Raw genomic sequence first — 20,609 nt, forward strand, 5'->3', positions numbered from 1 at the left:
TTGCGCCGAAGCAATCCAGACTCTTCCCGCGCCTCTGACTGCTTCGCTTGTGTTGGCGACAGGGTAGGGTGGGCAAAGGCGCGCCCCCGATGCCGCTGATCATACGTGATGCATCGCGCGCGGTGCCCACCATCCCGCTTTCTCGTGCGCGGGGCGATGGTGGGCACGCGACCGACCTGCAGGCGGCTACTTTGCCCACCCTACAACTGATGTTTCCGATACCCATCAGATGGCCCGCACGGCTGCGCGTGACATCGTCGGGGCGGCGTCGAGCAACTGCTCCGAGCGCTCCCAGAGCCGGCGGGCCAGCGCCCGGTCATGCGCCTGCGGATGCCGTCGGCGAAACACCTAGCGCCTGGTCCGACCGGGACAATGGCAGATAGCGTCAATCCTAGATTCACCATTGGCCACGTGCGGATGCGGCGCGGACGATTTTGCCGGGGCCCAGAGATCATAAAGGCGCTACGGTTGTGACCATGAGCAGCGGCATCCCGACAGGCAAGACTTACCTTGGATTCTGTCTACTATGGACCGGTGTGATCTGCGTCGGTGGGCCGCTCTGCTTTGCGACTCTAGCGGCTGGTCACGTGATTTCTGGCGTCACTGCAATTCTGCTCGCTGGTTATGCGTTTTTCCGACACAGCAGATCGATTGGCCGACGCGCCAAGCGAGCAATTCGTCGACCCTCGTCGGTGCTGAGGCGCATTTTGGACCAGCAGCGAGACGTTGTTGGCGACGACAGTTCTCGTTAAGCAGCGGCTTAGTCAACAGTCTCGTCCCGAAGCGGACATTGTTCATCGCGGCCTTATCGAACGAAACGCAATCCATCTCGCCGCCGACGATCTTTCGAGCCAAACCTTCATACGCTCGCTTACCCAATGGAGCGTATGCTCACGAGCGATGTCCGTGCCCGGATGTCGATCTGCGCGGAAGGAATGTGTGCCCTGGACCTGCAATTCGGGCGTAGGCCGGACGGCGAGAGCCCACAACCGAGGCATCTGCGCCAGAAGAGTGGGGTCGTGGGGGCATCCCAAAATGTAGTCCTCTGGTTCGCCTGTCTCGGGATACGACATCGGCTCATTGGTGTCCGTGCTCCAAGTCTGCCAATCGAGGCGGACGACTTTCCCATACTGAGTCTGCTCGAAGTCAAAGCCAGTCAACTGGCTGCGTTCAAGGTCACGTCGAAATTCGTCGGTGACGATGATGAAGCCGAATGGCTGGGTCATCGGCGGCACATATGGGCCAGTGCGCAAGATGCGGATGATCGGCGGCCCGACGCACTCGGTCGCTTCAACGAGGCCGTTCAAAAGAATATCGCCGTAGTCACCCCAGGGAGATCCGACGGATTCCATAGCGAAGAACTTTGACATGGTAGGCCCAGGATGCGCGGCTGCCGAGCTTCGATTGCCCCAATCCGCAACCGCTTGCAAGGTCGGCTCGCGACCCTTCTCGGACGCTAGGCTCCTTCCGCGGATACGGCGCCGAGGTATCGTCGCCCGCTGCTGCTGCGGTCGCGCGCGGTTAAAGCCGGCTGCGCGCAGAATTCGATTTCGTTTGCCCGATCAAACTGATTTGCCCTGTCCAGTCCCTCGCGCAAAAATTTTGATCTTCCATTTTTCCGAATTTCATGGTTGTCTACCGCCATCCCGCCTCGATCGAAGAGGGACGTTTCGCGGTCGTCACGAGCGTTGGAGGCGGGGAGCGGTGGCCTGTCGGCGCGCAGCGCGCTGAAATCGCGAGCGGACGAACGCGACCGGCAGGACGATGAAGTCGTATGGTCCTGGCGCCCCGATGCTGGCGCCAAGTTGGCGACGATGCCCAGCGCATCGCGCTGATGACGGTGGCTACAAGCCCGGACACCGGGGAGACTACGTATAAGTCGTAAGCCCATCGCGCAGGGAGGGCCGGGTGATCTCGGCTGAACCTGTGGTACCTGCCGCCTGCATTTTTTTGAGCAGGCGGGCCACGGGCGCGGCCAGCGCCCGGCCTTCCCTGCACCCTCCGATCGATTCGAGGGTGGTCCGGACGCCAAGCTCGGACGTCATCCGTCGCGAGAAGGAAAGCGCATGCCCGATGCTGGTGAGAACAGAGCCGCAGATGCCGCCATCCGCGGCCCGTCCTCAGTTCTTGACGCCATAGTGGGCGAGGAACATGCCTACGGCGCTGGCGATGACCTTGTGAACGCGGTCGGGAGAGGGGGCCGGCTCGGCCTGGAAGATGAAGGGCAGGAACAGCGTGGCCTGGCACATCTGCTGGAATTGCGAGGCCGCCAGATGGCAGTCGTCGATGGCGAGCTCGCCGGCGTCGACACGGGCCTGCAGATAGGCCGCCAGCCGGCTGATCGTGCCGTTGAGCACGCACTCGTAGTAGCGGCGGCCGACGTCCGGCATCCGCTCGGCGATCGCCATTACGGTACGGATCGCCGATCCGCCGCCCGGCCGGCAGACCACCGCGATCCAGGCCTTGCCGAACTCGCTGAGCACGGTCGCGGCATCGCGATCCGGGTCGAAGCTGAAATTCGAGGCGCCCCGATGCACGCTCTCCTCTTCGACGATTGCCTCGAACAGGCGGAATTTGTCGGCGAAGTAGACGTACAGCGTGCCCTTGGAGACGCCGGCGACGCGCGCGATCTCGCCCATGCTGGCGCCGTCGAAGCCCATGTCCATGAACACCTTGCGGGCGCCCTCGAGGATTTGCCGACGCTTCGAGGAATCGTCGTCCGTCGTCGCCTGGGTGGTGTTGTGGTACGGCTCAATCATTGGTTTAGGCTGTTCCCGAAGATTTGGCCGGTGCCAACGTCACAAAAGCATCTGCGCGGATATGTTGCGGTAGCGAAGATATAGATTGACCGAACGGTTCGGTCAATGGTAGATGTGGATTGACCGAACGGTTCGGTCGGGATTTTCGATTTTCGGGGCCTGAGCGGCCCCGCTGTCATGGGTGGGAGTCTCTGATGGCCGCTGCGAGAGATCAGGCTGTGCGGGCGCGCCGTCCGGACGCTGAGGAAACGCTGGAACAGACGAGGTCTGAGCCGGTCCGGCCGCAGGCCAGCGACGCGGCACAGCGCAAGCCGGTTGATGCCAAGCCGGCTGACCCGAAGGCCGACGTCAGCACCGAGGCGCCGCTTGAACGGCCGGCGCCGGCCGGCGCTCCCACGGGCGCGAAGCCGCAAGCCGCGCCCGCCGCCGCTCCGAAATCCGGCAAACGCAAGCGCGTGCTGGCGGGCATCGGCGTACTGCTCGCGCTAGCCGCCGCCGGCTATGCCACGCACTATTATCTGGTCGGCCGCTTCATGGTCTCGACCGACGATTCCTACGTCCGCGCCAACAACACCATGCTGGGCGCGCGCGTCTCCGGGCACATCCAGGAGATCGTGCCGCGGGACAATTCGGTGGTTCGCAAGGGCGACGTGATCTTCCGCATCGACGACGGCGACTACAAGATCGCGGTCGACGCCGCCCGCACCAAGATCGCCACGCAGGAGGCGACGATCGCGCGCATCGGTCGCCAGGTCGCCGCACAGCAGAGTGCCGCCGAGCAGGCGCAGGCCAATCTCACCTCATCCGAAGCCGCGATGAAGCGCGCCGGGCTCGACTATGAGCGCCAGCAGGCGCTGAGCAGCAAGGGTTTTGCCTCGCATGCGACCTTCGAGCAGTCGGAAGCCGCGCGCGACCAGGGCATGGCGGCGGTCCGCGCCGCCCGTGCCGCGTACGACGCCGCGCGCGACAATGTCGAGGTGACGAAGGCGCAGCAGGTCGAGGCCCAGGCGCAGCTCGCCGAGCTGAAGACATCGCTTGCCAAGGCCGAGCGCGATCTCGAATTCGCCACCGTGCGCGCGCCGGTCGACGGCACCTTCTCCAACCGTCTCGTCAACACCGGCGACTTCGTCGCGGTCGGCCAGCGGCTCGGCAACGTCGTGCCGCTCGACGACGTCTTCATCGACGCGAACTTCAAGGAAACCCAGCTCAGGCGCATCCGTCCGGGCCAGCCGGTCACGATCAAGGTCGACGCCTATGGCGCGCGCGGCTTCAAGGGCGTGGTCGACAGCATCTCGCCGGCCTCGGGCTCGGTGTTCACCCTGCTGCCGCCGGACAACGCCACCGGCAACTTCACCAAGATCGTGCAGCGCCTGCCCGTGCGCATCCGCGTGCCGAAGGAGGTTGCGCGGCAGAACCTGCTGCGCGCCGGCATGTCGGTCTACGTCACCGTCGACACCACCGACGGCGCCAAGGATGCCGACAGCGACGGAGATCTCGACGCGCCGGCGACGGTGCAGGGGAAGTAGCGAGGTGATCTAACTGACGCGATTGCATTCGCTGTTGCGTCATCGGAAGTCAGCTCCCTCCCCCCTTGCGGGGGAGGGTTGGGGTGGGGGGTCTCCGGGCGAGACCGCCGTTGGGGACCCCCGCCCCCGACCCCTCCCCGCCTAGCGAAGCTCCGCTTCGCGCGGGGGGAGGGGAGCGCACCTGTGACGCGGCGCGGTCATCGACTCCAGCGGACTCATTAGAACATGGCCACCGCAACGACAGCCGACCCCACTATGAGCGCACCGGCCGCGCCGTCGGACCGCATCGCGCCGCGGCGGCTGATCGCGTTCCTGATCATGGTGTTCGGCATGTTCATGGCGATCCTGGACATCCAGATCGTCTCGGCGTCGCTGAGCGAGATCCAGGCCGGACTGTCGGCGAGCTCCAGCGAAGTGTCGTGGGTGCAGACGGCCTATCTGATCGCCGAGGTGATCGCGATTCCCTTGTCCGGCTTCCTGTCGCGCGCGCTCGGCACGCGGCTGTTGTTCGCGATTTCGGCGGCCGGCTTCACCATTTCGAGCTTCCTGTGCGGCTTCGCCTCGTCGATCGAGCAGATGATCGTGTGGCGCGCGCTGCAGGGCTTCCTCGGCGCCGGCATGATTCCGACCGTGTTCGCCTCGGCCTACACGGTGTTCCCGCGCACCAAATTCCACATCGTCGGTCCCATCATCGGCCTGGTCGCGACGCTGGCGCCGACGGTGGGTCCCACGGTCGGCGGCTACATCACCGACGCGATGTCGTGGCACTGGCTGTTCTTCGTCAACATCGTGCCAGGCATCATCATCACGACAGGCGTGCTGGCGCTGGTGGATTTCGACGAGCCGCATTTCGAGCTGCTCGACCGCTTCGACTGGTGGGGCTTGCTGTTCATGGCCGGCTTCCTCGGCTCGCTGGAATATGTGCTGGAGGAGGGGCCGCAATATGAGTGGCTGCAGGACACGTCGGTCGCGATCTTCGCCGCGGTCTGCGCGGTGTCGGCGGTCGCCTTCTTCTGGCGGGTGCTGACGGCCGACGAGCCGATCGTCGACCTCTTCGCATTCGGCAACCGTAACTTCGCGGTCGGCTGCCTCCTGCAGTTCTGCATCGGCATCGGCCTCTACGGCCTGACCTACATCTATCCGCGCTATCTCGCTGAAGTTCGCGGCTACAGCGCCCTGATGATCGGCGAGACGATGTTCGTCTCCGGCGTCACCATGTTCCTGATGGCGCCGGTGGTCGGCCGCCTGATGCTGAAGATCGACATGCGCCTGATGATCGCGTTCGGCCTCGTGATCTTCGCGATCGGCTCCTACCAGATGACCGGCATCACCCGCGATTACGACTTCTGGGAGCTTTTCCTGCCGCAGGTGCTGCGCGGCGTCGGCATGATGTTCGCGATGGTGCCGACCAACAACATCGCGCTCGGCACGCTGGCGCCGGATCGGGTCAAGAATGCATCCGGCCTGTTCAACCTGATGCGCAATCTCGGCGGCGCCGTCGGCCTTGCCGTGATCAACCAGGTGCTGAACGATCGCACCGACCTGCACATTTCCCGCCTCCACGAGCGCGTCAACTGGGGCAATGCCACCGCGGTCGAGACCCTCAACATGCTGCAGCAGAAGCTGCAGGGCATGGGCGACTCGGCGCTGATGGCGATGAAGCAGCTGTCGCAGATCGTGCATCGCCAGGCCGTCGTGATGGGCTATGGCGATGCGTTCTTCATGCTGACCTGCTTCTACATCGCGCTCAGCTTCATGGTGATGCTGCTCAACAAGCCGAGCTCGCCGATGGCGGGCGGCGGCGACGCACATTGACGTGAGCGGCTCCTGCGCGCGCCGCGGGTTGCCAAATCATACCGTCGATGGTATGGAACAAGAATTGTCGCTCGAACCGGGGAGATTTGCATGACCACATCGCATCTGCAGATCGCATGCACCCGCTCGATGCCTGTTCTGGTGTTCGGCCGCTCGCTTTGAGCACCATCGCTTAACTTCCCAACGCCTGAGTTACTCATCCGCAGACCGCGCGCCGCGTCGCGTCTGCACTATTTGGAGCCGGCTGGCGCTGCGAGCGCGGCCGGATGATGCCATGACCGTCGACGTCTCCGGCCTGAAGGCCGACAAGCGTCCCGCCGCGATCCGCGTCGTGATCCCGTTCGTGACCCGCCACTGGCTGAAGCAGCCACGCATGACGCTCGGCATTGCGTGCGCGCTGCTGGGCGCCACCGCCGCCGATCTGTTCATGCCGCTGTTCTCCGGCCGGCTGGTCGATGCGCTCACCCTGGGCCCAGGCAATGCCGATGCACGGCACAGTGCGCTGGTGGCGTTCGCCGCCATCGTAGCCCTCGGCTTCGCCTCGATCGTGCTGCGATTGTCGGGCCTGCAGCTGATCGTGCCGTTCACCCTGCGCATCATGTCCGACGTGGCGCGCGACGCCTTCGTGCGCGTGCAGCGCTTCTCGACCGACTGGCACGCCAACAGCTTCGCCGGCTCCACGGTGCGCAAGATCACCCGGGGCATGTGGGCGCTCGACCTCTATAACGACACCATCCTGCTGGCGCTGCTGCCGTCGCTCTCGGTGCTGCTGGGCTCGATGGTGCTGCTCGGCCTGCACTGGGGCGCGCTGGGCGGCGTGATCGCCGTCGGCGCGGTGCTGTACGTCGCGATGACCGTCGCGTTCTCGACCCGCTACATCGCCCCGGCCGCACGGATCTCCAACGCCTGGGACACCAAGGTCGGCGGCACGCTGGCGGACGCGCTGAGCTGCAATGCGGTGGTCAAGTCGTTCGGGGCGGAAGCCCGCGAGGACGGCCGGCTGATGCGCGTCGTCAGCCGTTGGAGCCGTCGCGTCAACCGAACCTGGCTGCGCTACAACACGACGGCGGCCGTGCAGCTCGGCGTGCTGCTGTGCCTGCGCTCCTCGGTGATCGGCGGCGCCGTGCTGCTGTGGATGGCGGGCAAGGCCTCGCCAGGCGACGTCACCTATGTGCTGACGAGCTACTACGTCATCCATGCGTATCTGCGTGACGTCGGCATGCACATCAACAACCTGCAGCGCGCGGTCAACGACATGGACGAGCTGGTCGCGATCCACAGCGAGCCGATCGGCATCGTCGATGCCAAGGACGCCAGGCCGATCGCGGTGACCGGTGGGCACATCGTGTTCGATGCGGTGACGTTCCATTATGGCGGCCATCGCACCCCGCTGTACGACCGGCTGTCGGTGGACATCCGGCCGGGCGAGCGGATCGGCCTCGTCGGGCGCTCCGGCTCCGGCAAGACGACCTTCGTCAAGCTGGTGCAGCGGCTCTACGACGTTGGCGGCGGCCGCATCCTCATCGACGGGCAGGACATCGCGCATGCCACGCAGGACTCGCTGCGCAGCCAGATCGCGATCGTGCAGCAGGAGCCGATCCTGTTCCACCGCTCGCTGGCCGAGAACATCGCCTATGGCCGTCCTGGCGCCAGCCAGGCCGAGATCGAGCAGGCGGCGCGGCTCGCCAACGCGCATGAGTTCATCACGCGCCTGCCGAAGGGCTACGGCACGCTGGTCGGCGAGCGCGGCGTCAAGCTGTCGGGCGGCGAGCGGCAGCGGGTCGCGCTGGCGCGGGCGTTCCTGGCGGACGCGCGGGTGCTGATCCTGGACGAGGCGACCTCGAGCCTCGATTCGGAATCCGAGGCGCTGATCCAGGAGGCGATGGAGCGGCTGATGAAGGGCAGGACGGCGATCGTGATCGCGCATCGGCTGGCGACCGTGCGAAGCCTCGACCGCATCCTGGTGTTCGACCGCGGCCGCATCGTCGAGCAGGGCAGCCACGCCACGCTGGTTGGCAGACCCGGCGGACTCTATCGCAGCCTGTTCGAGCGCCAGGCCACCGAGTTCGGTCAGCTCTCGGCCGCCGGTTGACAAAAATGGTGAGGGGCCCGGCGCTGGTGCGCCGAGCCCCTCATGAACATATCAGCCGGCCTGTAAGCCGGGTTCTGTAGGGCACCGTGATGCTTGCGCATGACGATACGTGACGGCCATTCCTCTGGGATCGCGCTTGCGCGCGACCTCGGGCAACCTACCCGGACGGCGAGCCTGACATCGCTCCCGCGGACGTCATCGCCTTGGCATCATCTGCCTTGGCGATTGTCTCCGCGTGGCCGTCCCTATTCGGTTTTGCTCCCGGTGGGGTTTACCATGCCGGTTCCGTTGCCGGCCCCGCGGTGCGCTCTTACCGCACCTTTTCACCCTTACTCGCCTCCCTCGCGGGAGGAAGCGGTTCGTTCTCTGTGGCACTATCCCTGGGGTCGCCCCCGCCGGACGTTATCCGGCACCGCATGTCGATGGAGCCCGGACTTTCCTCCCCGGCGGCCTTTCGGCGCCTGCCGGAGCGGCCGTCCGGCCGACTGACGCAGCTTGAATGGGGCTTCCCGGCCATCAGGTCAAGCCATCGCTGCGCCGGCAAAAATATTATCCTGGGCGTGTCGTTTCGTGAGCGCGCCGTTCGACTGGATGTCGGCGATCCGGCCGAAACAAGGGAGCAAGTTCGATGCAATATCTGTTGATGATCTACCAGAACGAAGTCGACTACGCGAAGATGGAGAAGGAGGCCGAGGGCAAGATGCTGGCGGAGTACCAGACCTTCACCCAGTCGATCATCTCGAGCGGCAATTACAAGGGCGGCGACCGGCTGCAGCCGACGACGACGTCGACGACCGTGCGGGTGCGCGACGGCAAGATCCTCACCACCGACGGTCCGTTCGCCGAGACCCGCGAGCAGCTCGGCGGCTACTACATGATCGAGGCCAAGAATCTCGACGAGGCGATCGGGATTGCCGCGCGGATTCCCGGCGCCCGTTTTGGCTCGATCGAGGTGCGGCCGGTCTGGCAATATAATCATTGAGACCGGTGCGGTTCGCGGCCGAGAAGGGTCACCGATGACGCTTGATGCGATCGACAAGGTGTTCCGCGATGAGGCCGGCCGCGCACTCGCGACCTTGATCCGGCTCGTCGGTGACTTCGATCTGGCCGAGGACGTGCTGCAGGATGCGTTCGCTGCGGCGCTGCTCAAATGGCGGGGGTCCGACGCCCCCGCCAACCCGCGGGCGTGGCTGGTCAATGTCGCCCGCAACAAGGCGATCGACCGGATCCGGCGGCGGAGCAATTTTCGCGACAAGGAGGCGGAGATCGTTCACGCCATCGAGCGTGATGCCGCCAACGACGACGCCGACGCGCCGGCCGATCTCGACGACGACATGCTGCGGCTGATCTTCACCTGCTGCCATCCGTCGTTCGCGCCGGAGGTCCAGGTGGCGCTGACGCTGCGCACGGTCTGCGGCCTCACCACCGCCGAGGTCGCCCGCGCACTTGTCACCGGCGAGGAGGCGATGGCGCAGCGCCTGGTGCGCGCCAAGCAGAAGATCCGCCTCGCCGGGATTCCCTACGAGGTGCCGGGACGCGATGCGCTCGAGGAGCGGCTGCGCGGCGTCCTGACCGTGATCTATCTGGTGTTCACCGAGGGCTATCTCGCGACCTCAGGCACCGAGCTGATTCGCGAGGATCTCGCGCGCGAGGCGATCCGGCTGTGTCGCCTGCTGCTTGGCTTGATGCCGGAGGCGCGCGACATCAAGGGCCTGCTCGCGTTGATGCTGCTGCACGATGCGCGGCGCGCCGGCCGTACCAATGCGGCGGGCGACATCGTCCTGCTGGAGGAGCAGGACCGCTCGCTGTGGAATCGTGAGCAGATCGCCGAAGGGCTTGGGCTGGTCGAACAGGCCCTGGGCATGAAGGGGCTCCCGCAGCCCTATACGGTCCAGGCAGCGATTGCCGCGCTTCATGCTCAGGCCTCCAGCTACGCTGAAACGGATTGGCGGCAGATCGTGGGGCTCTACGAGGTTCTGCTGCGGATCGCGCCATCGCCTGTGATCGAGCTCAATCATGCGGCCGCTGTCTCGATGGTCGACGGCCCGGCGCGGGCGCTGGCACTGGTCGATGCGCTGGCCGCGCGCGGCGGATTGAAGCAGTACGATCTGCTGCCGGCGGTGCGGGCAGACCTTCTGCGGCGGCTCGGTCGGCGCGACGAGGCGCGCGCTGCTTACCGCGAGGCGAGCGCAGCCACGCAGCTCGCGCCGCTCAAGCGTCTCTATGCACGGCGGCTCGGCGAGCTCGACGTGGAGGCCTGACGTGTCAGACGCGCGGCGCCTGATCCTCGGCCGGCAGGCTCGTCAGCAGCGCATGCAACGTCCACAAGGTCGAGCGGTCGGCGATGCCGTCGATCTTTTCGGGGCGGAAGTGCCGCTGGAACGCGGTGACGACATCCATGGTGATGCCGTCGAATTTACCCGTGATCGGCACGCCATAGCCGTATTTGGCGAGCGCCTTCTGCAAGCCCTTGACGTCGTCGCCGATGCTGCCGAGCTTTAGCGTCTCGCCCTTGGTGATCGCCGCCGGCTGCACCCAGTGGCCCACGCCCGAATTCGCCAGCGAATGCCACGGGAATTTCTCACCCGGATCCTTCTTGCGCGCGGGTGCCACGTCGGAATGCCCGAGCACGCGATGCGCCGGGACATTGCGGCGGAGCATGATGCCCCGGCACAGCGCGATGACCGCCGCGATCTGCCGCGGTGGGAAATCCGGATAGCCCCAATCGTGGCCGCGATTGACGATCTCTATGCCGATCGAGCAGGAATTGATGTCCTCCTCGCCGTCCCATGACGAGAGACCCGCGTGCCAAGCGCGCAAGGCCTCCGGCACGCACTGGACGATGCGTCCGTCCTCGAGCACGACGTAATGCGCGGAGACCTCGCTGCCGGCGGTGCACAGCTTGGTGATTGCCCCTTCGACATCCGGCATGCCGGTGTAATGAAGAATGATCATGTCCGGCTGGCGCCCACCCTTGCGCTCGCCGAAATTGGCCGACGGGATCACGTCGGAGACAACCGACGAGTCCGGCGTGAAGACCGGCAGGTTGGAAACGCCTTTGGGGATCTGCAGCGCACGAGGACGCTTCGATTCCGGCTTGTCGGAGGGACTTGGCATGAACGACTCGAAGCGGACGGCGGCGGCGGCTCAAACCGGATATGGGCAGGCACTACTCTTTTACATGACCCAGCCGCAATCGAAATCGCATGCGAGCCCTCGCTATTGAGCGGACCGTTGTATCGCGATCGCCGGTCCGCCGAACGGCACGGCGGCGAGCAGGACGAAAGGTCTACCGGGCAGCTCCGCCTCGCGGTCCAAGTGCCCAACATCCGCCACAGACCATCAACGGTTTGTTAACGCTAAACGCCGTTACTGAGTGGTGAAGAGCCAAGCCGGCTTTCGGGACGGCAAGCCGCCACGATGCAAGGTCCTGCACGGCAGATCACGATCGAAAGCGGTTCCGGGGCGCTCCGGCGCCGCGCGATCGCTGTCGGATCGAGGATCTCGACATGGCCGGATCGTGCTGCTGATGTCGTGACGGCGCGACGGATGACGGAGCGTCCCGGGAGATGGCTTGGCGAATTGACGGGGCGCGAGGATCGAGGGCGCGATGGGCTCGCTGCCAACCAAAGTCAGTCTGAAGCAACGGCGCGCGTGCGGAGCGGCCGGGTGAGCACGGCTGACCAGCGACACATCCCGGTGCTCGGCCCCGAAGCGGTCGAGATGCTGGCGCCACGTGGCGGCGGAACCTACGTCGATGCGACCTTTGGCGCCGGTGGCTATACGCGCCTGATCCTGGCAACGGCGGGAACACACGTCATCGGGATCGATCGCGACAGCACCGCAATCGCCGGCGGCGCAGGTCTCCTCACTGAGGCGGGCGGTCGCCTGACACTGGTCGAGAACCGTTTCTCGGCATTGGCCGACATCTGTGCATCGCGAGGCCTTGCGCATGTCGATGGCATCGTGATGGATGTCGGCGTCTCCTCGATGCAGCTCGACTCCGCCGCGCGCGGCTTCTCGTTCAGGTTCGACGGCCCGCTCGACATGCGGATGGGCGGCACGGGACCGACGGCCGCCGATGTCGTCGCCAACGCTGCCGAGCGCGCTTTGGCCGACGTCATCTACATCTTTGGCGAAGAGCGGCACTCCCGCGCCGTGGCGCGGGCCATCGTCGCCGCGCGCAAGGAACAGCCGATCACGACGACGCGGCAACTCGCCGACATCGTCGCGCGCGTGGTGAGATCCAAGCCTGGCGACATCCATCCGGCGACGCGCACGTTCCAGGCGCTGCGGATTCTCGTCAACGAGGAGCTGGACGAGCTCGAACAGGCGCTGTCGGCAGCGGAGCGCGTGCTGGCGCCGGGCGGCCGGCTGGCGGTCGTCTCGTTCCATTCGCTCGAGGACCGCATCGTCAAGACGTTCCTCGCCGAGCGCAGCAGGACCGGCGGCGGCTCGCGCCATCTGCCCGAGATCGCGCAGGAGGCACCGAGCTTCCAGTTGCTCAACCGCAAGCCGGTCGTGGCAGCGGAGGCTGAGACCGAAGCCAATCCGCGGGCGCGGTCCGCCAAGCTGCGCGGTGCCGAGCGCACGGCCGCGCCGGCGCACGCTTCGGCATCCTCGTCGCCCTGGCCGCGGCTGGCCGATGTCCTGCGAGGAGGGTGACCGATGCGCCTCCTGCATCTCGTCGTGATCTGCTCGCTGATCTTCGCGGCGGCCTATGTCTATCGCATCAAGATGGACTCCACGGCGCGGGTCGAGCGCGTGCTGCAATTGCGCGCCGAGATCCGCGAGCAGCGCGAGGCCATCGCGGTGTTGCGCGCGGAATGGGCCAAGCTCGACGCGCCGCTGCGGCTGCAAGGGCTGGTCGAGCGGCATCTGCCGCTGAAGCCGCTCAACGCCACACAATACGACAGCCTGAAGAATCTGCCGGAGCGGCCGCCGCGATTTGCGCGACCGGACAATCCGGATCCGATCGGATCGATGATCGATGCGATCGACGCGATCAACGAAGAGCCCCCCGTGACCGGGTCGGTGCGTCGCCCGGAGGATCAGCAATGACCGATCAGCTTCGGCCCGACGTCAAGCCGCAGGAACCCTGGCGGCAACGTCTGGTGCGCACGCTGCTGTATGGGCGCGATGTCGATCGGACTGCCAAGGCGCGCGCGCGAGTCGGCCTCGCGATCATTGCCTTTGCTGCCGTCTACGCGGTCATCGGCGGCCGCCTCGTGATGTTCGCGATCGGCTCGGATGGTCCGAGCGCGCGGCGCGCCGCGCAGCAGGACGCCATCGCCACCGCGCGCCCCGATATCGTCGACCGCAATGGCGCCGTTCTCGCCACCGACGTGAAGACGCCGAGCCTGTTCGCCGAGCCGCGTCGCCTCATCGACAAGGACGAGGCAATCGAGCTTCTGACGGCGACCTTGCCGGATCTCGATACGGGCGAGGTCCGCGACCGACTGCTGTCGCGCAAGGGTTTCGTCTGGTTGAAGCGCGAGATGACGCCGAAGCAGCAGCAGGACATTCATCGCCTCGGCCTGCCGGGCATCGGCTTCCTGCGCGAGAACAAGCGCGTCTATCCGACCGGAAACGAGGTGGCCCATCTGATCGGCCTGGTGAACATCGACAACCAGGGCATCGCCGGGATGGAGAAGTGGCTCGACAATCAGGGCCTTGCCGACCTGCATCGCGCGGGCTTCGCCACCGATCGCCTGCAGCGCCCAATCGAGCTCTCGGTCGATCTGCGCGTCGAGCACGCGCTGCGCGACGAACTGCTCAAGGCCAAGGACAAGTTCAAGGCCAAGGCAGCTTCCGGTCTCGTCGTCAATGTCAGGACAGGCGAGATCATCGCCATGGTGTCGCTGCCGGATTTTGATCCCAACAACCCGAAGGAAGCGCACGATCCCGACCGGATCAACCGCCTGACCACGGGCGTGTACGAGATGGGCTCGACCTTCAAGGCGTTCACCCTGGCAATGGCGCTCGACACCGGCAAATATGATCTCAATTCGCTGTGGGATGCACGCGGGCCGCTGCACTACGGCAAGTTCGCGATTCATGACGACGAGCCGAAGGGCCGCTTCCTCAACATGAAGGAAGTGTTCTACTTCTCGTCCAACGTCGGCGCCGCCAGGATCGCGTTGACGCAGGGCGTGGAAGCGCACAAGGCGTTCCTGCGCAAGATGGGCCAGTTCGACCGGTTGCGCACCGAGCTGCCTGAGAGCGCCTCGCCGATCCTGCCCAAGCGCTGGGGCGAATTGAACACGGTCACGATCGCGTTCGGTCACGGCATGGCGGTGGCGCCGCTGCAGGGCGTGATGGGCGTCAGTGCGCTGGTCAATGGCGGCTATCTGATCCCGCCGACTTTCATGAAGCGCACCGAGGCAGAGGCGATGCAGGTCGCCAAGCGCGTGATCAAGCCGGAGACCTCGGAGAAGATGCGGTATCTGATGCGTCTGAACGCCGAGGTCGGCACCGCGCGCAAGGCCGACGTGAAGGGCTACTACATCGGCGGCAAGACCGGCACCGCCGAGAAGGTGATCAACGGCCGCTACGCCAAGAAGAAGGTGCTGACCCTCTTCACTGCCGTGATCCCGGCGGACAAGCCAAAATACCAGCTCCTGATCATGCTGGACGAGCCGCAGCCGTTGAAGGAAACCTATGGCTTCATCACCTCGGGCTGGAACGCGGTGCCGACCGCTGGCAACGTGATCTCCCGGATCGGGCCGCTGCTGGGAATTGAGCCCCGTTTCGACCTCCCGCCGTCCGACCGCCAAATTCTTGCGGCATCGCGGCTGACACAGTAAGCCGTCGTCGAATCGCAGGCTTTGGAGCTGCCGCCATCCCGGGCGGGGCCAGGACTGGCACGGAACCAGGATGAAACTTCACGACCTCCTGGGCGATCAGGCGACGCTCGACGCTCCCATCGCCGCAGTCGAGATATCCGGCCTCGCCGTCGACAGCCGAGCCGTGCGGCCCGGCGACCTGTTTTTTGCACTCTCCGGCACCAAGACCGATGGCTCCCGCTTTATTGCGGCGGCAATCGCGGCCGGTGCGGTCGCCGTGGCCGGCGCGGCGGGCCCCGGAACAGGGCTGGCCGTTCCATTCATCGCGCTGCCGAACCCGCGGCGGGCACTCGCGCTCGCCTCGTCCCGGTTCTATCCGCGGCAGCCGGCGACGATTGCCGCCGTCACCGGCACCAGCGGCAAGACGTCGGTCGCGGCCTTCACGCGCCAGATCTGGCAGCGCCTGGGCCACAGCTCGGCCAGCATCGGCACCGTCGGGCTGGTGTCGGACAAGCGCACCGTCTATGGCTCGCTGACGACGCCGGATCCGATCGCGCTGCATCGGCAGATCGACGAGATCACGCAGGATGGCGTCACCCATCTGGCGTTCGAGGCTTCGTCGCATGGGCTCGATCAATTCAGGCTCGACGGCGTCAGGGTCTCGGCCGGCGGATTCACCAACCTGTCGCGCGACCACATGGACTACCATCCGGACCTCGCGCACTACCTCAACGCCAAGCTGAGACTGTTCCGCGATCTCGTGCCGCCGGGCGGCCCTGCGGTGATCTCGGCCGATCATGAGTGCTCGCCGGAGGTCATCGCCGCGGCGCAGACACGCGGTCTTCGCCTGATGACGGTGGGAACGCATGGCGACGGTGCAGGCGAGGGCATTCGCCTCGTGGCCGTTGCAATCGACGGCTTCGCGCAGCAGCTCCAGATCCAGCATTGCGGCCGCATGCACGCGGTCCGCCTGCCGCTGGTCGGCGCGTTTCAGATCGAGAACGCGCTGGTCGCGGCGGGCCTCGCGATCGGCACCGGCAGCGATCCGCAAGCGGTGTTCGAATCGCTCGAGCAGCTCGAGGGCGCCAAGGGCCGGCTCGAGCTGGTCGGCGAGCACAATGGCGCACCCATTTTCATCGACTACGCGCACAAGCCGGATGCGCTCGCCAAGGCGCTGCATGCGCTGCGGCCCTATGCTCCGCGAAAGCTCGTCGTCGTGTTCGGCGCCGGCGGCGACCGTGACACCGGCAAGCGCCCCTTGATGGGCGCGATCGCCGCCGAAGAGGCCGACAGTGTCATCATCACCGATGACAATCCGCGCAGCGAGGATCCGGCTGCGATCCGCGCCGCGATCCTGGCCGCCGCGCCCGGTGCGCGCGAGATCGGCGACCGAACGGAGGCAATCCGCGTCGCGATCGGCGAGCTGCAGCCCGGCGATGCGCTCGTGATCGCCGGCAAGGGCCATGAGACCGGACAGATCATCGGCAGCACTATTCTGCATTTCAGCGATCATGAAGCGGTCGCGGACGCGTTGGCAGCGAGGACATCATGACGAAGGCGCTGTGGACCGTGGCAGAGGCGGCGCGCGCGCTCGGCCTCGCCGGCGACTACCCGGAGACCCCGATCGACTTCGTCACGCAGGACAGTCGCGCGGTGAAGCCCGGCAGCCTGTTCGTGGCACTGAGTGGCACACCGAGTGGCGGCTTCGTATCGAGCTTCGCCTCCAGCCGCGACGGCTGGGAGTTCGCGGCGAATGCCGAAGCGGCCGGCGCGGTGGCGATGATCGTTCCCCACAGGATCGATGGGATCACGGTGCCGCAGCTCGTGGTGCCGGACACGCTGATCGACGGGCTGTGGGCGCTGGCGCGCGCCGCGCGGGCGCGCTTCCATGGCCCGGTGATCGGGTTGACCGGCAGCGCCGGCAAGACCTCGACCAAGGAGTTCATCGCCGCCTATCCCGGTGCGTCTGCGAGTCCGTCGAGCTTCAACAATTTCTGGGGCGTACCGCTGACGCTGTGCAACGCCGATCCCTCCGCTTCGGTGTGGGTCGTCGAGATGGGCATGAATCAAAAAGGCGAGATCGCGCGGCTGACGGAGCTGTCGCAGCCGACGGTGGCGCTGGTCGTGAATGTGCAGCCGGTGCATCTGGAGAAGCTCGGCAGCCTGGAAGCGATCAGGAAAGAAAAGGTCTCGATCGCGCTTGGGCTGCCGGATGACGGCGTCCTCGTGTTGCCGGCCGATCTCGCAGCACCGGAATGGACCGGCAAGGTGATCCGCTTCGGTGGCGGCGCTGACGTTCGCGAGCTCTCGCACGACTCGCGCGGCGAGACCTGGGATGTGAGCGCCGACATCGCCGGTCGCCGCGTCGCCTTCACGCTGACGCCGGGTGCGCCGCATCGCCTGCACAATGCGCTGGCGGCACTCGCCTCCATTGCAGCGGCCGGGCTCGATCCAGCGCTGCTCGCGCCGACGCTCGGCGATGTCGGCATCATGACCGGCCGTGGCGTCGAGCAGAGCGTCGGCGACATTGTTCTGATCGACGACAGCTTCAATGGCAACCCGGCCAGCATGGCGGCGGCGCTCGACAGTCTGCAGGCGCGACCGGTGCGGGGACGGCGGATCGCCATCATCGGCGACATGCTCGAGCTCGGCGACGAGGCGCCGGCCTATCATCAGGGGATGGTCGCTCATCTCGCGGGGGTCGACGGCGTCTATTGCGTCGGTCCGCTGATGCGTCACCTGTTCGACAGCCTGCCTCACGCGAAGCGGCTCGGCTGGCATGAGGATCCGGTGACTCTGGATCCCGGTCGGGTCGCGGCGCTGCTTGCGCCGGGCGACGTCGTCGTCATCAAGGGCAGCAAGAAGATCTTCTGGGTCAACAAGTTCGTGTCGAAGCTCGCCGCGGCGCTGCAGCGGCCCACTTGAAAATCGGGCGATATCGCGGCGCGGCAGAAGGATATTTTCCACTGGTGGTCGAAGCGGTCATGCCGGATGGGTCATTCCGCCGGGCTATGATTCGCACCCGGCCCCGATCATGGTTAAAAGAGGCTGGACCGGATTCGCGGGCGAATTCGTGTTCGCGGTCTCGGTGAGGCGGCATAGGCGGGTTGGATGTTCTACTGGTTGATCGAGCTGACGAATACGTTTCCGAGCCTGTCCGTCTTTCGCGGATTGCTGAACGTGTTCCGCTACATCACGTTCCGTACGGGCGGCGCCGTCGTCACCGGGGCGCTGTTCGTGTTCCTGTTCGGGCCCTGGATCATCGATCATCTTCGCCTGCGCCAGGGCAAGGGCCAGCCGATCCGCACCGACGGCCCGCAATCGCACATCATCAGCAAGAAGGGCACGCCCACGATGGGCGGCTTGATGATCTTGTCGGGCCTCGTCGTCTCCACCGTGCTGTGGGCCAATCCGCTCAACCCCTATGTTTGGATCGTGCTCGCGGTGACACTCGGCTTCGGCTTCGTCGGCTTCTATGACGATTATCTGAAGGTGACCAAGCAGTCGCATTCCGGCTTTGCCGGCAGACTGCGTCTGCTGATCGAGGCTGCGATCGCTCTGGTCGCCTGTTACGCGCTGGTGCGGCTCGGGCGCGATCCGTCCTCGACCGGGCTTGCCATTCCGTTCTTCAAGGATCTGGTGATCAAGTTCGGCTGGCTCTATGTCATCTTCGGAGCGTTCGTCATCGTCGGCGCCGGCAATGCCGTGAACCTGACCGACGGGCTCGACGGCCTGGCAATCGTGCCGGTGATGATCGCCTCCGCCAGCTTCGGCCTGATCGCCTATCTCGCCGGCAATGCGGTGTTTTCGGACTACCTGCAGATCCATTATGTCGCGGGCACTGGTGAGCTTGCCGTGCTGTGCGGCGCGGTGCTCGGCGCGGGCCTCGGCTTTCTCTGGTTCAACGCCCCGCCGGCGTCGATCTTCATGGGCGACACCGGCTCGCTGGCGCTCGGCGGCATGCTCGGCTCGATCGCGGTCGCGGTGAAGCACGAGATCGTGCTGGCCGTCATCGGCGGGCTGTTCGTGCTGGAGGCGGTGTCGGTGATCGTGCAGGTCGCCTCGTTCAAGCTGACCGGCAAGCGCATCTTCAAGATGGCGCCGATCCATCACCATTTCGAGCAGCTCGGCTGGACCGAGCCGCAGATCGTGATCCGGTTCTGGATCATCTCGGTGATGCTGGCGCTGGTCGGTCTCTCGACGCTGAAGCTGCGCTGACATGATCCCCGTCACCGCATTTGCCGGAAAGACCGTCGCCGTGTTCGGGCTCGGCGGCTCGGGGCTGGCCTCGTGTCATGCCCTGCGGGCCGGCGGCGCCGAAGTGATCGCGGCCGACGACGGCGCCAATCGGATGACGGAAGCGGCGAAGGCGGGTTTCATCACCGCCGATTTGCGCACCGTCTCTTGGGCGAACTTCGCCGCGCTGGTGCTGGCGCCGGGCGTGCCGCTGACCCATCCCGTGCCGCATTGGACCGTATTGAAGGCGCGCGAGGCCGGGGTCGAGGTGATCGGCGACATCGAGCTGTTCTGCCGCGAGCGCAGGCGGCACGCGCCGGATGCGCCGTTCGTCGCGATCACCGGCACCAACGGCAAATCGACCACGACGGCGTTGATCGCGCATCTGATGCGCGTCGCCGGCTACGACACCCAGATGGGCGGTAATATCGGCACCGCGATCCTGTCCCTCGAGCCGCCGCGCATGGGCCGCGTCCACGTCATCGAGATGTCGTCCTACCAGATCGACCTGACACCATCGCTCGATCCGAGCGTCGGCATCCTGCTCAATGTCAGCGAGGATCACATCGACCGGCATGGCACGATCGAGAACTACGCGGCCGTAAAGGAGCGCTTGGTGGCGAGTGTCCAGTCCGAGGGCTCCGCGATCGTCGGCGTCGACGACGGTTTTTCGCGCGCGATCGCCGACCGGCTCGACCGGGCCGGCAAGCGCGTCGTGCGCATCTCGGTGAAGAACCCGCTGGCGGACGGGCTGTATGTCGAGCACGAGACGATTGTGTGCAGTGCAGGCGGGGCCCGCAGCGAGGTCGCCCGGCTTGGCGGCATCGGCTCGCTGCGCGGCCAGCACAATGCTCAGAATGCGGCCTGCGCCGCCGCCGCGGCGCTCGCGATCGGTGTGAAGGAGGACGTGCTGCAGCAGGGGCTGCGCAGCTTCCCGGGCCTGGCGCATCGCATGGAGCAGGTCGGCCGTCGCGGCAACGTGCTGTTCGTGAACGACTCCAAGGGCACCAACGCAGACGCGACCGCGCACGCATTGTCGTCCTTCGCCGACATCTTCTGGATCGCCGGCGGCAAACCGAAGGCCGGCGGCATCACCAGCCTCGCGGGTTTCTTCCCGCGCATCCGCAAGGCCTATCTGATCGGCGAGGCGGCCGCGGAGTTCGCTGGCACGCTGGGCGACAAGGTGCCGCACGACATGTCCGGCACGCTGGAGGTCGCGGTCTCCCAGGCGGCCGCCGATGCGGAGGCCTCGGGATTGAAGGATGTCGTGGTGCTGCTGTCGCCGGCCTGCGCCTCCTTCGATCAGTTCCGCAACTTCGAAATCCGCGGCACGCATTTCCGCGACCTGGTGCAGGCGCTACCGGGCGTGGAGCGGGTGGCCTGAGGCAGCATTGCC

General features: G+C 66.0%; 15 protein-coding genes and 1 other RNA gene. 12 read left to right on the forward strand and 4 right to left on the reverse strand.

What is annotated here, in order from left to right; all coding sequences use genetic code 11:
• Window positions 1–794 precede the first annotated feature (794 nt).
• Together ACQR1E_RS17230 and ACQR1E_RS17235 are read right to left on the reverse strand one after the other, a co-directional pair.
• The gene (locus ACQR1E_RS17230) at window positions 795–1,370 is read right to left on the reverse strand and encodes a hypothetical protein (protein WP_316159281.1); all 576 of its coding nucleotides are present in this window, start codon (window positions 1,368–1,370) and stop codon (window positions 795–797) included.
• Window positions 1,371–2,120: 750 nt separating this feature from the next.
• Entirely contained in the window at window positions 2,121–2,759 is a 639-nt protein-coding gene (locus ACQR1E_RS17235; protein ID WP_316165939.1) for a TetR/AcrR family transcriptional regulator, read from the reverse strand.
• 194 nt (window positions 2,760–2,953) lie between these two features.
• On the opposite strand from ACQR1E_RS17235, the gene ACQR1E_RS17240 reads away from it, so the two are divergent.
• The 3 genes from ACQR1E_RS17240 to ACQR1E_RS17250 all read left to right on the forward strand — a co-directional run bounded on the left by ACQR1E_RS17240 (window position 2,954) and on the right by ACQR1E_RS17250 (window position 8,192).
• Window positions 2,954–4,285 carry an HlyD family secretion protein gene (locus ACQR1E_RS17240; RefSeq protein WP_316203169.1) on the forward strand — a complete coding sequence of 444 codons (1,332 nt, stop codon included), beginning with the start codon at window positions 2,954–2,956 and terminating at the stop codon, window positions 4,283–4,285.
• A gap of 225 nt (window positions 4,286–4,510) precedes the next feature.
• A complete protein-coding gene (locus ACQR1E_RS17245) occupies window positions 4,511–6,100 on the forward strand; it encodes a DHA2 family efflux MFS transporter permease subunit (RefSeq protein WP_434841427.1) in 1,590 nt (529 codons plus the stop codon).
• Between the two features lie 274 nt (window positions 6,101–6,374).
• Window positions 6,375–8,192, forward strand: a complete 1,818-nt coding sequence (locus ACQR1E_RS17250) for an ABC transporter ATP-binding protein (RefSeq protein ID WP_434897336.1) — start codon at window positions 6,375–6,377, stop codon at window positions 8,190–8,192.
• 47 nt (window positions 8,193–8,239) lie between these two features.
• Here ACQR1E_RS17250 and rnpB read toward each other — a convergent pair.
• An RNA gene (rnpB, locus tag ACQR1E_RS17255) (RNase P RNA component class A) lies at window positions 8,240–8,681 on the reverse strand.
• A 139-nt stretch (window positions 8,682–8,820) separates the two neighbouring features.
• On the opposite strand from rnpB, the gene ACQR1E_RS17260 reads away from it, so the two are divergent.
• Window positions 8,821–9,174: a YciI family protein gene (locus tag ACQR1E_RS17260; protein ID WP_315713448.1), complete on the forward strand. Its 354-nt coding sequence runs from the start codon at window positions 8,821–8,823 to the stop codon at window positions 9,172–9,174.
• A gap of 34 nt (window positions 9,175–9,208) precedes the next feature.
• Complete coding sequence (locus ACQR1E_RS17265) at window positions 9,209–10,453, forward strand: RNA polymerase sigma factor (RefSeq protein ID WP_434897337.1); 1,245 nt, start codon at window positions 9,209–9,211, stop codon at window positions 10,451–10,453.
• Window positions 10,454–10,457: 4 nt separating this feature from the next.
• Here the strand turns inward: ACQR1E_RS17265 and ACQR1E_RS17270 are convergent, their stop codons facing one another.
• The gene (locus ACQR1E_RS17270; RefSeq protein ID WP_315769174.1) at window positions 10,458–11,309 is read right to left on the reverse strand and encodes a peptidoglycan recognition protein family protein; all 852 of its coding nucleotides are present in this window, start codon (window positions 11,307–11,309) and stop codon (window positions 10,458–10,460) included.
• A 552-nt stretch (window positions 11,310–11,861) separates the two neighbouring features.
• Between ACQR1E_RS17270 and rsmH the strand changes: the two genes are divergently transcribed.
• From rsmH to murD, 7 genes are all read left to right on the forward strand, one after another.
• Entirely contained in the window at window positions 11,862–12,857 is a 996-nt protein-coding gene (gene rsmH, locus ACQR1E_RS17275) for a 16S rRNA (cytosine(1402)-N(4))-methyltransferase RsmH (RefSeq protein ID WP_316165941.1), read from the forward strand.
• A gap of 3 nt (window positions 12,858–12,860) precedes the next feature.
• Window positions 12,861–13,253, forward strand: a complete 393-nt coding sequence (ftsL, locus tag ACQR1E_RS17280) for a cell division protein FtsL (protein ID WP_315713444.1) — start codon at window positions 12,861–12,863, stop codon at window positions 13,251–13,253.
• A complete protein-coding gene (locus tag ACQR1E_RS17285; RefSeq protein WP_315752422.1) occupies window positions 13,250–14,998 on the forward strand; it encodes a peptidoglycan D,D-transpeptidase FtsI family protein in 1,749 nt (582 codons plus the stop codon). Before ftsL ends, ACQR1E_RS17285 begins: the two co-directional genes overlap by 4 nt.
• Before the next feature lie 70 nt (window positions 14,999–15,068).
• Window positions 15,069–16,529 (forward strand): UDP-N-acetylmuramoyl-L-alanyl-D-glutamate--2,6-diaminopimelate ligase, encoded by a 1,461-nt coding sequence (locus ACQR1E_RS17290; protein WP_434897338.1) that lies wholly within the window; start codon window positions 15,069–15,071, stop codon window positions 16,527–16,529.
• Window positions 16,526–17,902, forward strand: a complete 1,377-nt coding sequence (locus tag ACQR1E_RS17295; RefSeq protein ID WP_434897339.1) for a UDP-N-acetylmuramoyl-tripeptide--D-alanyl-D-alanine ligase — start codon at window positions 16,526–16,528, stop codon at window positions 17,900–17,902. Before ACQR1E_RS17290 ends, ACQR1E_RS17295 begins: the two co-directional genes overlap by 4 nt.
• 186 nt (window positions 17,903–18,088) lie before the next feature.
• Entirely contained in the window at window positions 18,089–19,195 is a 1,107-nt protein-coding gene (mraY, locus tag ACQR1E_RS17300) for a phospho-N-acetylmuramoyl-pentapeptide-transferase (protein ID WP_315713440.1), read from the forward strand.
• 1 nt (window position 19,196) lies between these two features.
• A complete protein-coding gene (murD, locus tag ACQR1E_RS17305) occupies window positions 19,197–20,597 on the forward strand; it encodes a UDP-N-acetylmuramoyl-L-alanine--D-glutamate ligase (RefSeq protein ID WP_434897340.1) in 1,401 nt (466 codons plus the stop codon).
• The last annotated feature ends 12 nt before the right edge of the window (window positions 20,598–20,609 follow it).

Origin of the sequence: Bradyrhizobium sp. HKCCYLRH1030, from assembly GCF_051168395.1 — a bacterium.
Lineage (GTDB): Bacteria > Pseudomonadota > Alphaproteobacteria > Rhizobiales > Xanthobacteraceae > Bradyrhizobium.

What these genes read in the sequence shown, in the direction of transcription:
- ACQR1E_RS17230 (WP_316159281.1), bottom strand. Translation starts at nt 1,370, where the DNA reads ATGTCAAAGTTCTTCGCTATGGAATCCGTCGGATCTCCCTGGGGTGAC.
- ACQR1E_RS17235 (WP_316165939.1), bottom strand. Translation starts at nt 2,759, where the DNA reads ATGATTGAGCCGTACCACAACACCACCCAGGCGACGACGGACGACGAT.
- ACQR1E_RS17240 (WP_316203169.1), top strand. Translation starts at nt 2,954, where the DNA reads ATGGCCGCTGCGAGAGATCAGGCTGTGCGGGCGCGCCGTCCGGACGCT.
- ACQR1E_RS17245 (WP_434841427.1), top strand. Translation starts at nt 4,511, where the DNA reads ATGGCCACCGCAACGACAGCCGACCCCACTATGAGCGCACCGGCCGCG.
- ACQR1E_RS17250 (WP_434897336.1), top strand. Translation starts at nt 6,375, where the DNA reads ATGACCGTCGACGTCTCCGGCCTGAAGGCCGACAAGCGTCCCGCCGCG.
- ACQR1E_RS17260 (WP_315713448.1), top strand. Translation starts at nt 8,821, where the DNA reads ATGCAATATCTGTTGATGATCTACCAGAACGAAGTCGACTACGCGAAG.
- ACQR1E_RS17265 (WP_434897337.1), top strand. Translation starts at nt 9,209, where the DNA reads ATGACGCTTGATGCGATCGACAAGGTGTTCCGCGATGAGGCCGGCCGC.
- ACQR1E_RS17270 (WP_315769174.1), bottom strand. Translation starts at nt 11,309, where the DNA reads ATGCCAAGTCCCTCCGACAAGCCGGAATCGAAGCGTCCTCGTGCGCTG.
- ftsL (WP_315713444.1), top strand. Translation starts at nt 12,861, where the DNA reads ATGCGCCTCCTGCATCTCGTCGTGATCTGCTCGCTGATCTTCGCGGCG.
- ACQR1E_RS17285 (WP_315752422.1), top strand. Translation starts at nt 13,250, where the DNA reads ATGACCGATCAGCTTCGGCCCGACGTCAAGCCGCAGGAACCCTGGCGG.
- ACQR1E_RS17290 (WP_434897338.1), top strand. Translation starts at nt 15,069, where the DNA reads ATGAAACTTCACGACCTCCTGGGCGATCAGGCGACGCTCGACGCTCCC.
- ACQR1E_RS17295 (WP_434897339.1), top strand. Translation starts at nt 16,526, where the DNA reads ATGACGAAGGCGCTGTGGACCGTGGCAGAGGCGGCGCGCGCGCTCGGC.
- mraY (WP_315713440.1), top strand. Translation starts at nt 18,089, where the DNA reads ATGTTCTACTGGTTGATCGAGCTGACGAATACGTTTCCGAGCCTGTCC.
- murD (WP_434897340.1), top strand. Translation starts at nt 19,197, where the DNA reads ATGATCCCCGTCACCGCATTTGCCGGAAAGACCGTCGCCGTGTTCGGG.